The organism is Streptosporangium sp. NBC_01810 (genome assembly GCF_035917355.1).
In the GTDB taxonomy this organism is placed as follows: domain Bacteria; phylum Actinomycetota; class Actinomycetes; order Streptosporangiales; family Streptosporangiaceae; genus Streptosporangium.
On record NZ_CP109070.1, the window covers coordinates 3,473,374 to 3,489,584 of the forward strand.

The window sequence follows — 16,211 nt, forward strand, 5'->3', positions numbered from 1 at the left end:
CCCCCGGCCCCCACCCCTTCACCACGCACGGATCCGGGCGCGGCCCGAGCCAGAGCACAGGAGAGCCGTTTGACCACCCTGGACCTCACCCCGGCCCCCGGAGCCGCGCCGCTGCACCGGATGGTGGCGGCCCAAGCGGGCGCGGAGATCCAGGCGATGCTCCGCAACGGCGAGCAGCTGCTGCTCACGATGATCATCCCGGTGCTGCTGCTCGTCGGCCTCTCGGTCGCCCCGATCATCGACGTGGGCGGCGGTTCCCGGATCGGCTTCGTCGCCCCCGGGGTGCTCGCGCTGGCCGTGATGTCCACCGCCTTCACCGGGCAGGCCATCGCGACGGGCTTCGAGCGCCGCTACGGCGTGCTGAAGCGGCTGGGCGCGACCCCGCTGTCGCGGACCGGTCTGATGCTGGCCAAGACGCTCGCGGTGATCGCCGTGGAGGTCATCCAGGTCACGGTCATCTGCGGGGTGGCGCTCGCCCTGGGCTGGCGCCCGGCGGGCTCGCCGCTCGCGGTGCTGCTGCTGGTCGTGCTGGGCACCGCCGCGTTCAGCGGGCTCGGCCTGCTGATGGCCGGCACGCTGCGTGCCGAGGCGACGCTCGCCGCGGCGAACCTCGTCTACCTGGTCCTGCTCGCCTGCGGCGGGATCGCCTTCCCGCTGGCGAGGTTCCCCGAGTCGGTACGGCCGGTGCTGGAGTCGCTGCCGATCTCCGCGCTGAGCGGGGGGCTCCGCGCGGTCCTGAGCGAGGGGGCGGGGCCGCCGCTCACCGCCCTGGCGGTCCTCGCGGCGTGGGCGGCGGTGTCGCTCTTCCTGACCTCGCGGACCTTCCGCTGGGAATGAACTGACTTTTCCGGTTCGTAACGGCCCATCTCATAACGGCCCATCTCATAACGGCCCGTCTCATAACGGCCTGTCACATAGTGCCTCCTCTTTCGCGAGCCCGTCTCATACCGCGGACATCACTGAAAGCGGGAGCCCCGATCAGTAAGGTGCCATTAACTATTTCGTGCCTGGCACAAGGAGTGTCGTGACCGCCGAAGCCCTGCACGGGCCCGCTGAGCCCCGCAGACCGGGAGCGCTGCTGAGGGCCGCCTCCGATGCCATCCCGCCATCCGGGCTGGTGCTGCTGGCCATCCTGTCGGTACAGGTGGGCGCGGGTTTCGCCAAGGACCTGTTCTCCCAGTTGCCGCCGAGTGCCGTGGTGTTCCTGCGGATCGCGACGGGTGCGCTGATCATGGGAGTGATCGCCAGGCCCCGGCTGAAAGGGCTGACCCGGAAGGACCTCGCGGTGGGCGCGGCCTTCGGCCTGACGCTGGGCGTGATGAATCTGTCGTTCTACGAGGCGCTGGCCCGGCTGCCCATGGGCATCGCGGTGGCGATCGAGTTCCTCGGGCCGCTCGGTGTCGCGGTGGCGGCATCACGCCGCCGCCTCGACCTGCTCTGGGTCGTGCTCGCAGCCTCCGGTGTGCTGCTGCTGGCCCCGTGGGGCACGTCGGCGTCCAGGATCAGCTGGGCCGGAATCGCCTTCGCCCTGGTCGCGGGGGTCTGCTGGGCCGGCTACATCCTGCTGGCGGCCTCGGTCGGCCGGCGCTTCCCCGGGGCGACCGGCCTCTCCCTGGCGATGATCCTCTCCTTCGTGCTGATCGCCCCCTTCGGGATCGCTTCGGGCGGCGCCGACCTGCTCCGGCCCGAACTGCTGCTGATCGGCGTCGGGGTGGGCCTGCTGTCGTCGGTCATCCCCTACTCGATAGAGCTGGAGGCCCTGCGCAGGATGCCCAAGCGGGTCTTCGGCATCCTGATGAGCATGGAGCCCGCGGCGGCCGCGCTGGTCGGCCTGCTGGTGCTGGGCGAGGTGCTCCAGGTGCGCGAGTGGGCCGCCATCGGCTGCGTGGTCATCGCCAGCGTCGGCGCCACCCGCGGCTCGCGCTGACCTCCGCCGGCCGCGCCACTACGTCGATCGGCCCTCCCGCCTCCTCAGACCCCGCCGAGGTAGGCCTCGACCACCCGGGGGTCCCGGCGGAGCTCGGCGGCGGGCCCGTCGAGGGCGCACTCGCCGTTCTCGATCACGTATCCGCGGTGGGCGATTCCGAGGGCGGCGACGGCGTTCTGCTCGACGAGCAGCACCGAGGTGCCCTCGGCGTTGATACCCGCGATGAGCTTCATGACCGAGGCGACCACCAGCGGCGCCAGGCCCATGGACGGCTCGTCCAGCAGCAGCAGCCGGGGCCCGGTGACCAGCGCCCTGCCGATGGCGAGCATCTGCTGCTCGCCGCCCGACAGCGTGCCCCCCTGCTGGGCGCGCCGCTCGGCCAGGTGGGGCAGCAGCTCGTACACGTGCTCGATCCGCCTGCGGATCTCCGCCTGGTCACGGACCAGGTAACCGCCCAGTTGGAGGTTCTCGTGGACGCTGAGCGTGCTGAAGATCCTGCGGCCCTCGGGGACGTGCACCAGGCCGCGGGCGGTGATCCTGTGCGGCTTCCGGCCGGTGATCTCCCTGCCGTCGAAGACCACCCTGCCGCCGCTGGGCCGCAGCAGCCCCGAGACCGCGGCCAGCGTGGTGGTCTTGCCCGCGCCGTTGTTGCCCAGCAGGGCGACGATCTCGCCCTCGGCGACGCCCAGGGACAGGCCGCGCAGGGCGTGCACGCCGCCGTAGTGGACGTCCAGCCCGTCGATGTCAAGCATTCGCGTCACTCCCGGCCGGGTCCTCTGTCCCCGCACTGTCTTTCCCGAGGGCGTCCTTCCCCGCGGTCTTCCCTGCGTCCTTCCCCGCGGTCTTCCCCACAGTCTTTCCCACAGTCTTCCCTGCGGTCTTCCCTGCGGTCTTCCCCGGCGAGGCGGCGGGGTCGCCGCCGAGGTACGCCTCGATGACCGCCGGGTCGCGCCGGACGTCCTCGGGGCGGCCGTCGGCGATCTCCCTGCCGAAGTTGAGCACGACCACGCGCTCGGAGACCTCCATGACCAGGCCCATGTCGTGCTCGATGAGCACGATGGCCACGCCGAGCGCCTGGACGCGCCGGATCAGGTCGAGCATCTCGGCCTTCTCCCCGTGGTTGAGCCCGGCCGCGGGCTCGTCCAGCAGCAGCAGGTCGGGCCGGCGGGCCAGGGCGCGGGCGATCTCGGTGCGACGCTGCTCGCCGTAGGGCAGGGCTCTGGCCTGCCCGTACCGGTCGCCGCGCAGGCCGACGAAGTCCAGCCAGTGGTGTGCCTGCTCGGTGCACTCGCGCTCGGAGCGCCGGTAGCGCGGGGTGTGCAGCAGGGCGTCCAGGACGCTCTGGCGCAACCACAGGTGCGATCCGGCGCGCACGTTGTCCAGGACCGACAGCTCGCCGAACAGGCGCAGGTTCTGGAAGGTCCGCGCGACGCCCAGGCCCGCGATGGCCGAGGGCCGCAGCCCGGGCAGGTCCCTTCCGCGCAGGGTGATCCGGCCCGAGGTGGGCCGGTAGAAGCCGGTGACGCAGTTGAAGGCCGATGTCTTGCCCGCCCCGTTGGGCCCGATCACGGAGACGATCTCCGCCTCGCCCACCGAGAACGACAGGCCGTCGATGGCCACCAGCCCGCCGAAGGACAGGCGCAGGTCGGCCACGGTCAGCAGGCTCAAGGGACCTCCTTGGAACGGGCCGGCCAGAGCCCCTGCGGGCGCAGGAGCATGAAGGCGATGAGCAGGACACCGAAAAGGAAGAACCGGTAGTCGGCGAGGTCGCGCAGGATCTCCGGCAGGATGCTGATCACGACGGCTCCGACGACGACGCCGGGCACCGAGCCCATGCCGCCGAGGACCACGGCCATCAGTACCAGCGCCGACGACAGGAAGGTGAAGCTGCCCGGCGAGACGGCCGACAGGTGCGCGGCGAACAGCACCCCGGCCAGGCCGCCCCAGACCGCCCCCGCGACGTAGGCGGCGAGCTTGACCCGGTAGGTGTGCACGCCCATCGCCTCGGCCGCGTCCTCGTCCTCGCGGACGAAGCGCCAGGCCCGGCCCAGGCGGGAGCGGCCCAGCCTGGCCGCGCCGAGGACGGCCAGCGAGACGACGGCCACCGTAAGGTAGTAGAAGGCCACCGGGCCCTCGACCAGGTGCGGGATGCCGTAGATGCCCGAGGGTCCGCCGGTGACGTCCAGGTTGTTGGCGGTGATCCGGATGATCTCACCGAAGCCGAGCGTCACGATGGCGAGGTAGTCACTGCGCAGCCGCAGCGTCGGCGCGCCGATGACGATCCCGGCTACGACGGTGACCACGATCACGGCGGGCACCGTGGCGAGCAGCGGCAACTCCAGGTGGGTGGCCAGCACCCCGCTGGTGTAGGCGCCGACCGCGAAGAAGGCGACGTAGCCCAGGTCGAGCAGGCCGCAGTAGCCGACCACGATGTTCAGACCGGCGGCGAGCATCACCGCGATGGCCGCGCTGGTCATGACCGACAGCGCGTACGGCGTGGCGTCGACGAAGGGTGCGAGCAGCGCGACCAGCAGTCCGGCCAGCCCGGCCCAGCGGTTCTGCAGCAGCCTCGACATTCTGCTGGGCGGCCGGTCCGTGCCGAGACGGCGGACCTTGGTCTCGGTCACACGCGCTCCGTCACGCGCTCGCCGAGCAGGCCGGTGGGCCGCACCGTCAGGAACAGGATCAGCACCCCGAAGGCGAACACGTCGCGCCACTCGCCACCCAGCCAGAACGTGCCGAACGACTCCAGCAGCCCGAGGAGCAGGCCACCGAGCATGGTGCCGGGGATGTTGCCGATGCCGCCGATGACCGCCGCCGTGAAGGCCTTGAGGCCGATCAGGAAGCCCATCATGAAGTCGATCTTCCCGTAGTAGGCCCCCGCCATCACGCCCGCGGCCCCCGCCAGAGCCGAGCCGACGAAGAAGGCGCGGGAGATCACCGCGTTGACGTCGATGCCCATCAGCGCGCTGGTGCGCGGGTCCAGCGCGATGGCCCGCATCGCCCTGCCCTCACGGGTCCGGGTGACCAGCAGGTTGAGCCCGGCCATGAGGAGCACCGCCACGCCGATCAGGACGAGCTGCTGCAGGGTGATCCTGGCACCGAGGACCTCCAGCGAGGTACCGCCCAGCCGCACCGGGTAGACCCGGGGGTCGGCCCCGGCCATCGCGCGCATCCCGTACTCCAGTGCGAAGGAGGCGCCGACGGCGGTGATCAGCAGGGACAGCCGCGGGGCGCGGCGTAGCGGCCGGTAGGCGATCCGCTCCAGCGCCACCCCGGCCAGGCCGGTGACGACCATGGTCGCCAGGAGCACCGCGAGCAGCAGCGGCAGGGCCATGGCGGAGGACACGCCGCCGACCGCGCCGAGGATGGCGAAGCCGGCGAACGCGCCGAGCATGTACAGGTCGCCGTGGGCGAAGTTGAGCAGCTTGATGATCCCGTAGACCATGCTGTAACCCAGGGCCACCAGGGCGTAGAACGAGCCGACGAAAAGCCCGTTCCAGATGAGTTGCGTCACTTCAGGGAGTCCTGCAGGGCGAACCTGTCGCCCTTGACGACGAGGATCTGGAAGCCGCCGTTGGCCAGGGTGTGTTCGGGGGTGAACTTCAGCGGCCCGGAGAACATCGGGAAGCCGTCGATCGCCTCAAGCGCCGCGATGACCTTGGTTCCGTCGGTGGCGCCCGCCTTGGTGACCGCCTCCGCGGCCAGTCGCACCGCGTCGTAGGCCTGGTTGGAGTACGGGCCCGGCTCGGCGCCGTACTTCTTCTTGTAGGCGTCGATCCAGCCCTCGGCGCCCTCCAGGGTGTCGGGGGTCTGGGTCATCGTGGCGTAGAGGCCCTCGGCGGCCTCGGCTCCGGCGATCTCGACCAGCTTGGGAGAGACCGAGCCGTCGCCGACCATGATGGAACCCTTGTACCCGGCCTGCCGGAGCTGGCGCGCGATCAGGCCGCCCTCCTGGAAGTAACCGGTCCAGTAGACGAAGTCGGGCTTCTTGGCCAGCACGTTGGTGATGTTGGCGCTGTAGTCGCTCTCCTTCGGGGTGACCGCCTCGGTGATCGCCGCCTCGGCCCCGCCCGGGGCCTCCAGCAGGGCCTGGGTGCGCAGCGCGATGTCCTTGGAGTAGCTGGTGTTGTCGTGCATCAGCGCGACGCTCCTGGACCCCTGCTTGGTGATCCACTTCTCCGCGGCCGCGGCCTGCTGGGAGCCGGTGCCGTTGATCAGGAAGACGTGCTTGAGCTTCTGGTCGACCAGTTCCTGGGAGTTGGCAGCCGGAATGATCATGGGAATGCCGGCCTTTCCGAAGATCGGCAGGGTGGGGAGCGTCGCACCGGAGCAGTAGCCGCCCACCGAGACGTCGATTCCCTCGGTGACCAGCTTGTTGGCGCCGGCGGCGGCCGACTGGGCGTCACAGGCGTCGTCGGCGGTCTTCAGCTCCAGCTTGCGGCCGAGCACGCCGCCCTTGGCGTTGATCTCGTCGATCGCGAGCTGCGCCGCGTTGCTCATATAGGGACCGGTGGCGGCCTCGCTGCCCGACTGCGGGATCAGCATGCCGAGGACGATCGGCTCGTCCTTTCCGGCGGCGGTCTGCCCGGCGCCGTCACCACCACCGAGCAGTCCCTGGCCACACCCGGTGACCAGGAGGCCGAGAACGGCCAGCGACGTGAAGGATTTCAGGGGGATGGCACGCATGTGCTGCTCCTCACATCTGGCGACGTGTGACATTGCACGTGTAGTTCGGAGGACACGTCAAGACCCAAAAAGATCGTTGGCGTTAGGACATCGCTTCTTCCGCAAGCCGCGGCCCATCGGTAAACGAATCGCCATCGGAGTCGGAGAGGGCGGCATCCTCGCTGTTCGGGCCCGGCGCGGCCGGCCTCAGGCCGGATACAACCGACCTCAGGCCTGGTGCAGCCGACCTTCAGGCCCGGCGCGGCCGACCTCAGGCCGGCCGGTCGGAGACCGGCAGGTCAGGGCCGCCGGTCAGGGCCGCCGGTCAGGTCAGGTCGGCGTGTCAGCGGTTCAGAGGAGGAAACCCGCGGGAAACGGGTCGCGGGGGTCGAGAAAATACTGGGCGGTGCCGGTGATCCACGCCCGCCCGGTGACGGCGGGGACCACCGCGGGCAGACCCGCCACCTCCGTCTCCCCGACGAGCCGCCCGACGAACCGGGTGCCGATGAACGACTCGTTCACGAAATCGGTGTCCAGGCCGAGCTCGTCCCTGGCGTGCGGCTGGGCCATCCTGGCGCTGGTGCCGGTGCCGCAGGGCGAGCGGTCGAACCAGCCCGGGTGGATCGCCATCGCGTGCCGCGAGTGCCGGGCGTCGGAGCCCGAGCCTCCGTACCGGCGTCGGCACCAGGGGTCCGCGACGGGACCGCAGCCCTCGCCACCTAGCATGTGAGCCGTGAAGCACCTCCTTGACCAGACCCGCCGGCAGGCCGCGAGACTGACGTGGATCGTGGGGCCGCCGACCTCCCTCACGCTGCGCCGCTGGGCGCTGGCGTCGGTGGCGGTCAACATCGGCATCACGGTGACGGGCGCCGCGGTGCGGGTCACCGGCTCCGGCCTGGGCTGCCCCACCTGGCCCAGGTGCACGCCGGACAGCTTCATCCCGGTGGTCCACGACGACATCTCGCCGATCAACATGGCGATCGAGTTCGGCAACCGGCTGCTGACCTTCCTGGTCCTCGCCGTCGGCCTGGCCTGCCTGTTCGCCGCCCTGCGGCTGCTGCCCCGCCGCCCCGATCTGGTCAGGCTGGCCTGGCTGCAGCCGATCGGCGTGGCCGTGCAGGGTCTCTGGGGCGGCCTGGTCGTGCGCACCGCGCTCAACCCGGTCACCGTGAGCGTGCACTTCCTGGTCTCCATCGGCATGATCGCCGCGGCGTACGCGCTGTACGCCCGCTCCGGCGAGGGCGCGGGCCCACCGCTGCGCCTGGTCCACCGCCACGTCCGCACGCTCGGTTTCGTGCTCACCGCCGCCGTGTTCGTCCTGCTCGTCATGGGCGTGGTGGTGACCGGCACCGGGCCGCACTCCGGGGACGCGATGGCCTCCAGGTTCGACTTCGACATCGAGACCGTGGCGAGGATCCACGCCGACGTCGCCTACGTGGTGGTCGGCCTCACCTTCGCACTGGCGTTCGCGCTGCATATCACCGACGCGCCCGGGCACGCCCGGCGCGCCGCCTGGACGCTGCTCGGCGTGGAGGTGGCGCAGGGGGGAATCGGATACGTCCAGTACTTCCTGGGCGTGCCCGCGACCCTGGTCAACCTCCACGTGCTCGGCTCGGCCCTGGTCTGGGTCTACACGCTGCGGCTGGTGTTCGCGACACGCTCGCGCGGCCCGGCGGGCACTACGGCCGTCGGGAACGCGAACGAGCTCGACCGGGTCCCGGCCTGACCCCGGCGGGAACGCCGCGTTCACTGACCCCCGAAGGGAACGCACCGCGTTCACTGCCCCGGAGGGAACGCCGCGTTCACTGCCCCGGAGGGAACACGCCGCGTTCGGGTCGCGCTCAGTCAGGGCGGATGCCGTGCCCGGGGAACGGCCGCGAGGAGGCGCCCCCCTGCGGGTACGGCGAGCCGCCCGGTGGCCGGGCACCGGATCCGTACCCCGGCGGGAGGTCGCCTCCGCCGGGAGACGGCAGCGGCGGCGGTGGCTGCGGGGGGAACTGGGCGCGGGAGGCGGCCATGCACTCCAGCAACGCCCGCTGCTCCTCGTTGAACGTGCGCTCGTCGATCACGTGGCCCCTGGCCCGCTCGTGGAGCAGGCCCAGCTCGGTGGCCGCGAGCTGGTAGTCACTCATCGCCCGCAGTCCCATCCTGCCTCCGTTGGTCCTGGCCCACTGCCGGGCATGGCGGCGCCCCGGCAGGGAGGAGAGCATCGCGATGTCGTACGAGGACACCAGCCCCGTCGCCCAGTAGGCGGGCAGGTAGGTCTGGATGAGCCCGATGATCCGCTTGCGGTCGCGGAAGATGATCCAGATCAGCACGAACAGCACGATCATCAGCAGCAGGTAGGCGATGGCCAGGCCGGCGATGCCGACATAGGAGGCGAAGCCGTTCCAGATGCCGTGCAGCAGCATCGCGCCGATCCATCCGGCGGCGATGACGAAGATCCGGCCAGGCCCCCGGCGCTGCGCCGCGTAGGCCACCGCGACGCCGATCATGGAGGTGAAAAGCGGGTGGGCGAACGGTGAGAGGATCCCGCGCAGCACGACGGTCACCGCCAGGCCCTGCGCGCCCATGTCGTCGAGCGCGGCCACGTAGTAGCTGACGTTCTCGCTCATGGCGAAGCCGAGGCCGACCATGCAGGCGTAGATGATGCCGTCGGTGGGCCCGTCGAGTTCCGCGCGCCTGAATTTGAGCAGGCCCAGCAGGACCAGGCCCTTCATCGTCTCCTCGACCACGGGGGCACCGAACGTGGCGGCGATGTTGCGCGCGTAGTCGTAGCCGAGCCCGGCGGCGTTCTCGATGTAGACGAGGTTGAAGGAGTTGATCACCCCGGCGACCAGGACCGCCACGCCGGCTCCCCAGGCGAACGCGAAGATCAGGTTGCCGCGCGGCTCCGGCTCGATCCGATCGAGGGCCAGCACCGCGGCCAGCAGCACGGGGACAGGCGCCAGCGCGAGGATCAGGGCGATGAAGAAGTAGACCGGGTCGCCGTTCAGCACGTCGAAGGAGAGCGACACCAGGCCGCACAGCCCCGTCAGGACGAGCCCGGTGATCAGCGCGAGCGACGGACGGTCCTTGAGCACCCACCGGGGGTCACGGCTGGCCATGAGGCAACCGTAACCGCTGACTTCCACCCCACGAATCAAACCGGGATATTCCAGCGCGAGGGTCTGCGATCCGCGCCTGGCGGCCAGACCTGCACGCCCCGGATCCGGAGACCATACCGAGTGCTGGAACGGTCACGGAACCGGAGCCGTGATCCGGCTCCTGAGGTTTTCCGACGACCATGAGCTACCCTCCCCACGACCAGGCCCGGCCCGGGCCGGCAAAGAAAACGTGTTCCCCACCCGGGAGACGTCTCCCCCTCACAGGAGACGCGGAAACGGGCATGTGGCAGGAGAGCGTATTCGCGGGAGGACTCAGACGAACATCGAGTCGATCGCGACGGCCAGGAACAGCAGTGCCAGGTAGGCGTTGGACCAGTGGAAGAAGCGCATCGGGCGCAGGTCGACACCGGTCTTGCCCGCGTTGACCCGGCCGAGGAGGCGGTGAACCTCCCACAGGCAGGCGGCGCCGAGGACGACGGCGACGGCGGGGTAGAGAAGGGTGGTTCCGGCCACCGGCCACAGCAGCAGCGAGCAGAGCACCGTGGCCCAGGTGTAGACGATGCTCTCCAGCACCACCCGGCGCTCGGTGGCCACCACCGGGAGCATGGGGACCTTCGCCGCGGCGTAGTCCTCCTTGTAGCGCATGGCCAGGGTCCAGGTGTGCGGAGGCGTCCAGAAGAACACCACGCCGAAGAGCACCACGGGAGCCCAGGCGAGGCTGCCGGTGACACCCGCCCAGCCGATCAGCACCGGCATGCAGCCCGCGAGGCCCCCCCACACCACGTTCTGCGAGGTCCGCCGCTTGAGGATCATCGAGTAGACGAGCACGTAGAACAGGTTCGCGGCCAGCGACAGTCCGGCGGCGAGCCAGTTCACGGTCAGCCCGAGGCCAAGGGTCGACAGCACCCCGAGGATGATCCCGAAGATCAGCGCGTTGGTCGGCGGCACCAGGTCGCGGGCGAGCGGGCGGCGCCGGGTGCGGCGCATGGCCGCGTCGATGTCACGGTCGATGTAGCAGTTCAGGGCGTTCGCGCTGCCGGCCGACAGGGTGCCGAACACCAGGGTGTTGACGGCGATCCACAGCGGCGGCAGGCCCTTGGCCGCCAGGAACATCACCGGGAGCGTCGTGATCAGCAGCAGTTCGATGATCCGCGGCTTCGTGAGGGCGACGTACGCCTTCACGACGTCACCGAAGGAGCGAGGCACGGCGCCTGCGGCCGTGCCCGCCTCGGGCGGGACCGTCGATTGGTTGTCGGTGAGCACCATCTAAGGCGCTTCCAGCACGTGCGGGGTCAACGCGTAACCTCTGATTAGAGCGGATCCATGGATGCGGGCACCAGCCAGTCTTGAGGACTCACTGTAGTTGCAGGGGGGGCCGGTCCCGGCACGGGGTGCGGAAGCCTCACGAGGCGACACCCGCCGTGCCGCGGAAACGCGCCGACCGCCGAGCGGAACGCGGACGGTTAAGGCACGCTTGCACCCTGGCAGGCACTTTCGCGCAAACCTTCCCCGCCCCGAAGCCCGGAGCGCTGGCCTGTACTCAGCTAACGCGGCCGAAACCGTTAGGGTCCAATGTGGGCGGGAAATACCAGACCGGCGCCACCATCACACTATTAGATCCGGAGACCGAGCAGTTGAGCAGCGAACTCGTGCCAGCCCTTGAATGGAGCGACCTGGACCGCCGCGCGGTCGATGTCGTACGAGCCCTGGCCATGGATGCGGTCGAGAAGGCGGGCTCGGGTCACCCGGGCACCGCGATGAGCCTGGCGCCCGCCGCGTACCTGCTGTTCCAGCAGGTGATGCGGCACGATCCGTCAGACCCCTCCTGGGTGGGCCGTGACCGGTTCGTCCTTTCGGCCGGCCACACCAGTCTGACCCTCTACATTCAGCTCTACCTGTCGGGCTACGGCCTGAGCCTGGACGATCTCAAGGCTCTGCGCCAGTGGGAGAGCCTGACCCCCGGCCACCCCGAGCACGGCCACACCGTGGGCGTCGAGACCACCACGGGGCCACTGGGCCAGGGCCTGGGCAACGCGGTCGGCATGGCCATGGCCGCCCGCCGCGAGCGCGGCCTGTTCGACCCGGACGCGGCGCAGGGCGCGAGCCCGTTCGACCACAACATCTGGTGCATCGCCTCCGAGGGGGACATCGAGGAGGGCGTCAGCCACGAGGTCAGCGCCCTCGCGGGCCACCAGAGGCTGGGCAACCTGACCGTCATCTTCGACAGCAACCACATCTCGATCGAGGACGACACCCAGATCGCGCTGAGCGAGGACGTCGTCAAGCGCTACGAGGCGTACGGCTGGCACACCCAGACCGTCGACTGGACGCGAGGCGGCGACTACGTCGAGGACGTCGAGGCGCTGCACCAGGCGCTGGAGGCCGCCCGCGCCGAGACCGGCAGGCCGTCGTTCATCCGGCTGCGCACGATCATCGGGTGGCCCGCCCCCAACAAGAAGAACACCGGCAAGATCCACGGTTCGGCGCTGGGCGCCGACGAGGTCGCCGCCACCAAGAAGGTCCTGGGTCTTGACCCGGCCAAGAACTTCGACGTCCCCGCCGAGGTCCTGGAGCACTCCCGCAAGGTCGTCGAGCGCGGCCACGCCGTGCGGGCCGAGTGGGACAAGCTCTACCAGAGCTGGCGCGAGGCCAACCCCGAGCGGGCCGCCGAGTTCGACCGCATCTCCGCGCGGCGGCTTCCCGCGGGCTGGACCGAGGCGCTGCCGGTCTTCGAGGCCGGTGCCTCCATCGCCACCCGCAAGGCCTCCGGTGAGGTGCTCAACAGCCTCGCGCCGGTGCTGCCCGAGCTGTGGGGCGGCTCGGCCGACCTGGCCGAGTCCAACAACACCACGATGAAGGGCGAGCCGTCCTTCATCCCCGAGGAGTTCCAGACCAAGGACTTCCCCGGCAACCCCTACGGCCGCACGCTGCACTTCGGCATCCGCGAGCACGGCATGGGGGCGATCCTCAACGGCATCGCGCTGCACAACGGCACCCGCCCCTACGGCGGCACGTTCCTGGTCTTCAGCGACTACATGCGCCCGGCCGTGCGGCTGGCGGCGCTGATGAAGCTGCCGGTCACCTACGTGTGGACGCACGACTCCATCGGCCTGGGCGAGGACGGCCCGACGCACCAGCCCGTCGAGCACCTGTGGGCGCTGCGCGCCATCCCCGGTCTCGACGTGGTCCGCCCCGCCGACGCCAACGAGACCGCCGCCGCATGGCAGGTCGTGCTGGAGCACAACGACCGCCCGGCCGCGCTGGCGCTGACCCGCCAGAACCTGCCGGTCTACGAGGGCACCCGCGACGCGACGAAGGTCGCCCGTGGCGGCTACATCCTGCGGGAGGCCTCCAACGGGCAGCCCGCGGTGGTCCTGATCGGCACCGGCTCGGAGGTCGAGCCGGCCGTCGAGGCCCGCGAGATCCTGGAGGCGGAGGGCATCGCCACCCGGGTCGTCTCGATGCCGTGCGTGGAGTGGTTCCACGCCCAGGACGCGGCCTACCGGCAGACGGTGCTGCCCCCCTCGGTCCGCGCGCGCGTGGCGGTGGAGGCGGGAATCGCGATGGGCTGGCGGGAGTTCGTTGGAGATGAGGGCGCGGTGGTCAGCCTGGAGCACTTCGGTGCCTCGGCTCCCTACAAGACCCTCTACGAGCAGTTCGGCCTGACCGCTGAGCGCGTGGTCGCCGCAGCCAAGGCGAGCCTCGCCAAGGCCGGAGCCGACAAGGGCGAGACGACAGGAAACCGATCATGAGTGAGATCCTGAGGAAACTCTCCGAGCAGGGCGTCTCCATCTGGCTGGACGACATCAGCCGCGAGCGCCTGCGTACCGGCAATCTCCAGTCGCTGATCCGCGACCGGCAGGTGGTCGGGGTCACCTCCAACCCGACGATCTTCGCCTCCGCGCTGAGCAAAGGCGACGCCTACGACACCCAGCTGCACGATCTGAAGATCCGCGGTGTCGACGTCGAGGAGGCGGTGCGCGCCATCACCACCTACGACATCCGCTGGGCCGCCGACGTGCTGCGGCCGGTCTACGACGCCAGCGGCACCGTGGACGGCCGGGTGTCGATCGAGGTCGATCCGCGCCTGGCCAGGGAGACGGAGAAGACCGTCGCCGAGGCGCGCGCGCTGTGGTGGATGGTCGACCGGCCCAACCTGTTCATCAAGATCCCGGCCACCGCCGAGGGCCTGCCCGCGATCACCCAGGCGATCTCCGAGGGCATCAGCGTCAACGTCACGCTGATCTTCTCCCTGGAGCGCTACCGCGCCGTGATGAACGCCTGGCTGAGCGGCCTTGAGCAGGCCAAGGCCAAGGGCCTTGACCTGTCGGCCATCGAGTCGGTGGCCTCGTTCTTCGTCAGCCGGGTGGACGGCGAGATCGACAAGCGCCTGGACAAGATCGGCACCCCCGAGGCCCTGGCGCTGAAGGGCAAGGCCGCGCTCGCCAACGCCCGGCTGGCCTTCGCCGCCTTCGAGGAGGTCGTCGAGTCCCCGCGCTGGCAGGCGCTGGCCCTGGCCGGAGCCCGGCCGCAGCGCCCCCTGTGGGCCTCCACCGGTACGAAGAACCCCGACTACCCCGACACCCTCTACGTCGATGAGCTGGTCACCTCCGGCACCGTCAACACGATGCCGGAGAAGACCCTCGAGGCGACGGCCGACCATGGCAGGATCACCGGTGACACGGTCCGCCCCTCCTACGAGGACGCCTGGAACACCATGGCCGCGCTCAAGGAGATCGGCATCGACTACGACGACGTCGTGAGGTTCCTGGAGGAGGACGGCGTGGACAAGTTCGAGGCCTCCTGGACCGAGCTTCTGGCGACCGTCGCCACCGAGCTGAAGAAGGCATGAGGGAACACATGTCAATGTCCGTAACATTCGGCGGGGACGACCTCACCGAGCAGGCCTCCGAAACGATCGGCCGGCTCGCCTCCGAGGGGGTCCCCCAGTCCCTGGCCGCCGGCGACCCCACGCTGTGGGGCCCGGAGGCCGAGCCCGAGGCGGCCGTCCGCCTCGGCTGGCTCAACCTCCCGCTGACGAGCAGGCAGCTGCTCGGTGAGATCGGCGAGCTGGTGGAGTGGGCCCGCGCCGAGGGCCTGGACCACGTGGTCCTGGCGGGCATGGGCGGCTCCTCCCTCGCTCCCGAGGTCATCACCGGCTCCGCCGACGTACCGCTGACCGTGCTCGACACCACCGATCCCGGCCAGGTGCGCCGCGCGCTGGAGGACCGGCTGGAGAGCACGCTCCTGGTCGTCGCCAGCAAGAGCGGCGGCACCGTCGAGACCGACAGCCACCGGCGGATCTACGAGAAGGCCTTCCGCGACGCCGGAGTCGACCCGGCGACAAGGATCGTCGTCATCACCGACCCGGGCTCGCCGCTGGAGCTCAGCGCCCGCGAGGCGGGTTACCGGGTGGTCCTGGCCGACCCGACCGTGGGCGGCCGCTACAGCGCCCTGACGGCGTTCGGGCTGGTGCCCAGCGCGCTGGCCGGCGCCGACGTCGAGCGGCTGCTCGACGACGCCGCCGAGGTGCTGCCGCTGCTGTCGCGCTCGGAGGGCAACCCCGGTCTCGACCTGGGCGCCGCCCTGGGGGCGGCGGCGGTCGCCGGGCGCGACAAGCTCGTGATCGAGGACGGCCTGTCGGAGATCAACGGTCTGCCCGACTGGATCGAGCAGCTGGTCGCCGAGTCCACCGGTAAGTCCGGCAAGGGCATCCTGCCCGTCGTGGGCGCCGACCCCGGCGACGCCGACGACGAGCTGCTCGTCGGGATCGACACCGACGGCGTGGTGACCGTCGCCGGCCCGCTGGGCGCGCAGTTCCTCGTCTGGGAGTACGCCACGGCCGTCGCCGGGCGCGTCCTGGGCATCGACCCGTTCAACCAGCCGAACGTGGCCGAGTCCAAGGAGAACACCGCCAAGCTGCTCGACCGGAGCGAGCTGCCGGTCGGCACGCCGATCCTCGTCGACGGCCCGGTGGAGGTCTACGGCGAACTGCCGCCGGGCGCGGAGGCTCCCAAGGACCTGTCCGACGTGCTCACCGGGCTGCTGGAGGCGGTCCCCTCCGACGGCTACCTCGCGGTGATGGCCTACCTCGACCGGGAGGCGGCCTTCGACGCCCCGTACCCCGAGGGCGCCTCGTTCGAGGAGATGACGGACGTGTGGAGCGAGGCCGATCCGGCCACGCTCCGCGGGAGGCTCGCAGTCCGCACCGAGCGACCGGTCACCTTCGGGTGGGCCCCCCGTTTCCTGCACTCCACCGGCCAGTACCACAAGGGAGGCCCGCAGAACGGGGTGTTCCTGCAGATCACCGGGGTCGTCGAGAACGACCTGGAGGTTCCCGGCAAGCCCTACACCCTGGGCCGCCTCCAGCTCGCCCAGGCGCTGGGCGACCTGGGCGCCCTGACCAGCCGGGGGCGCCCCGCCGTGCGGCTGCACCTGACCGACCGCGTCGCCGGTGTCGCTCACCTGCTCGCCGCCTCACGGGAGGTCTGATGTGCCGCCGGAGGTTC

Annotated in this window: 13 protein-coding genes and 1 pseudogene; 6 read left to right on the forward strand and 8 right to left on the reverse strand. The window is 70.6% G+C overall.

Going from position 1 to position 16,211, the window contains the following annotated elements:
- The first annotated feature begins 120 nt into the window (after positions 1–120).
- Entirely contained in the window at positions 121–837 is a 717-nt protein-coding gene (locus OIE13_RS15630; RefSeq protein ID WP_326647054.1) for an ABC transporter permease, read from the forward strand.
- 187 nt (positions 838–1,024) lie between these two features.
- Positions 1,025–1,927 carry an EamA family transporter gene (locus OIE13_RS15635; RefSeq protein ID WP_326639028.1) on the forward strand — a complete coding sequence of 301 codons (903 nt, stop codon included), beginning with the start codon at positions 1,025–1,027 and terminating at the stop codon, positions 1,925–1,927.
- Positions 1,928–1,971: 44 nt separating this feature from the next.
- On the opposite strand, the gene OIE13_RS15640 is transcribed toward OIE13_RS15635, so the two are convergent.
- The 6 genes and pseudogenes from OIE13_RS15640 to OIE13_RS15665 form a co-directional block, all read right to left on the reverse strand.
- Entirely contained in the window at positions 1,972–2,679 is a 708-nt protein-coding gene (locus OIE13_RS15640; RefSeq protein ID WP_442811570.1) for an ABC transporter ATP-binding protein, read from the reverse strand.
- On the reverse strand, positions 2,672–3,595 hold the full coding sequence (locus tag OIE13_RS15645) for an ABC transporter ATP-binding protein (protein WP_326639024.1): 924 nt from the start codon (positions 3,593–3,595) through the stop codon (positions 2,672–2,674). The genes OIE13_RS15640 and OIE13_RS15645 overlap by 8 nt, the downstream gene beginning before the upstream one ends.
- Positions 3,592–4,554 carry a branched-chain amino acid ABC transporter permease gene (locus tag OIE13_RS15650; RefSeq protein ID WP_326639022.1) on the reverse strand — a complete coding sequence of 321 codons (963 nt, stop codon included), beginning with the start codon at positions 4,552–4,554 and terminating at the stop codon, positions 3,592–3,594. Before OIE13_RS15650 ends, OIE13_RS15645 begins: the two co-directional genes overlap by 4 nt.
- Positions 4,551–5,444 carry a branched-chain amino acid ABC transporter permease gene (locus tag OIE13_RS15655; protein ID WP_326639021.1) on the reverse strand — a complete coding sequence of 298 codons (894 nt, stop codon included), beginning with the start codon at positions 5,442–5,444 and terminating at the stop codon, positions 4,551–4,553. The genes OIE13_RS15650 and OIE13_RS15655 overlap by 4 nt, the downstream gene beginning before the upstream one ends.
- Positions 5,441–6,616, reverse strand: a complete 1,176-nt coding sequence (locus OIE13_RS15660) for a branched-chain amino acid ABC transporter substrate-binding protein (protein ID WP_326639019.1) — start codon at positions 6,614–6,616, stop codon at positions 5,441–5,443. The genes OIE13_RS15655 and OIE13_RS15660 overlap by 4 nt, the downstream gene beginning before the upstream one ends.
- A gap of 330 nt (positions 6,617–6,946) precedes the next feature.
- A pseudogene (locus tag OIE13_RS15665) lies at positions 6,947–7,255 on the reverse strand (proline racemase family protein); the annotation flags it as partial.
- 73 nt (positions 7,256–7,328) lie between these two features.
- Between OIE13_RS15665 and OIE13_RS15670 the strand changes: the two are divergent.
- Complete coding sequence (locus OIE13_RS15670) at positions 7,329–8,321, forward strand: COX15/CtaA family protein (protein ID WP_326639016.1); 993 nt, start codon at positions 7,329–7,331, stop codon at positions 8,319–8,321.
- Positions 8,322–8,436: 115 nt separating this feature from the next.
- Here the strand turns inward: OIE13_RS15670 and OIE13_RS15675 are convergent, their stop codons facing one another.
- Entirely contained in the window at positions 8,437–9,702 is a 1,266-nt protein-coding gene (locus OIE13_RS15675) for a PrsW family intramembrane metalloprotease (protein WP_326639014.1), read from the reverse strand.
- A 312-nt stretch (positions 9,703–10,014) separates the two neighbouring features.
- A complete protein-coding gene (locus OIE13_RS15680) occupies positions 10,015–10,968 on the reverse strand; it encodes a heme o synthase (protein ID WP_326639012.1) in 954 nt (317 codons plus the stop codon).
- Between the two features lie 383 nt (positions 10,969–11,351).
- Between OIE13_RS15680 and tkt the strand changes: the two genes are divergently transcribed.
- From tkt to OIE13_RS15695, 3 genes are read left to right on the forward strand one after another with little or no spacing between them, the layout of a single operon-like run.
- Complete coding sequence (tkt, locus tag OIE13_RS15685) at positions 11,352–13,454, forward strand: transketolase (protein WP_326639010.1); 2,103 nt, start codon at positions 11,352–11,354, stop codon at positions 13,452–13,454.
- On the forward strand, positions 13,451–14,554 hold the full coding sequence (gene tal, locus OIE13_RS15690; RefSeq protein WP_326639008.1) for a transaldolase: 1,104 nt from the start codon (positions 13,451–13,453) through the stop codon (positions 14,552–14,554). Before tkt ends, tal begins: the two co-directional genes overlap by 4 nt.
- An 8-nt stretch (positions 14,555–14,562) precedes the next feature.
- Complete coding sequence (locus OIE13_RS15695) at positions 14,563–16,194, forward strand: glucose-6-phosphate isomerase (RefSeq protein ID WP_326639006.1); 1,632 nt, start codon at positions 14,563–14,565, stop codon at positions 16,192–16,194.
- Positions 16,195–16,211 lie beyond the last annotated feature (17 nt).

Bases quoted from the DNA above. Each gene is read 5' to 3' on its own strand.
- OIE13_RS15630 (WP_326647054.1), top strand. From the start codon at position 121: ATGGTGGCGGCCCAAGCGGGCGCGGAGATCCAGGCGATGCTCCGCAAC.
- OIE13_RS15640 (WP_442811570.1), bottom strand. From the start codon at position 2,679: ATGCTTGACATCGACGGGCTGGACGTCCACTACGGCGGCGTGCACGCC.
- OIE13_RS15660 (WP_326639019.1), bottom strand. From the start codon at position 6,616: ATGCGTGCCATCCCCCTGAAATCCTTCACGTCGCTGGCCGTTCTCGGC.
- OIE13_RS15675 (WP_326639014.1), bottom strand. From the start codon at position 9,702: ATGGCCAGCCGTGACCCCCGGTGGGTGCTCAAGGACCGTCCGTCGCTC.
- OIE13_RS15680 (WP_326639012.1), bottom strand. From the start codon at position 10,968: ATGGTGCTCACCGACAACCAATCGACGGTCCCGCCCGAGGCGGGCACG.
- tal (WP_326639008.1), top strand. From the start codon at position 13,451: ATGAGTGAGATCCTGAGGAAACTCTCCGAGCAGGGCGTCTCCATCTGG.
- OIE13_RS15695 (WP_326639006.1), top strand. From the start codon at position 14,563: ATGTCAATGTCCGTAACATTCGGCGGGGACGACCTCACCGAGCAGGCC.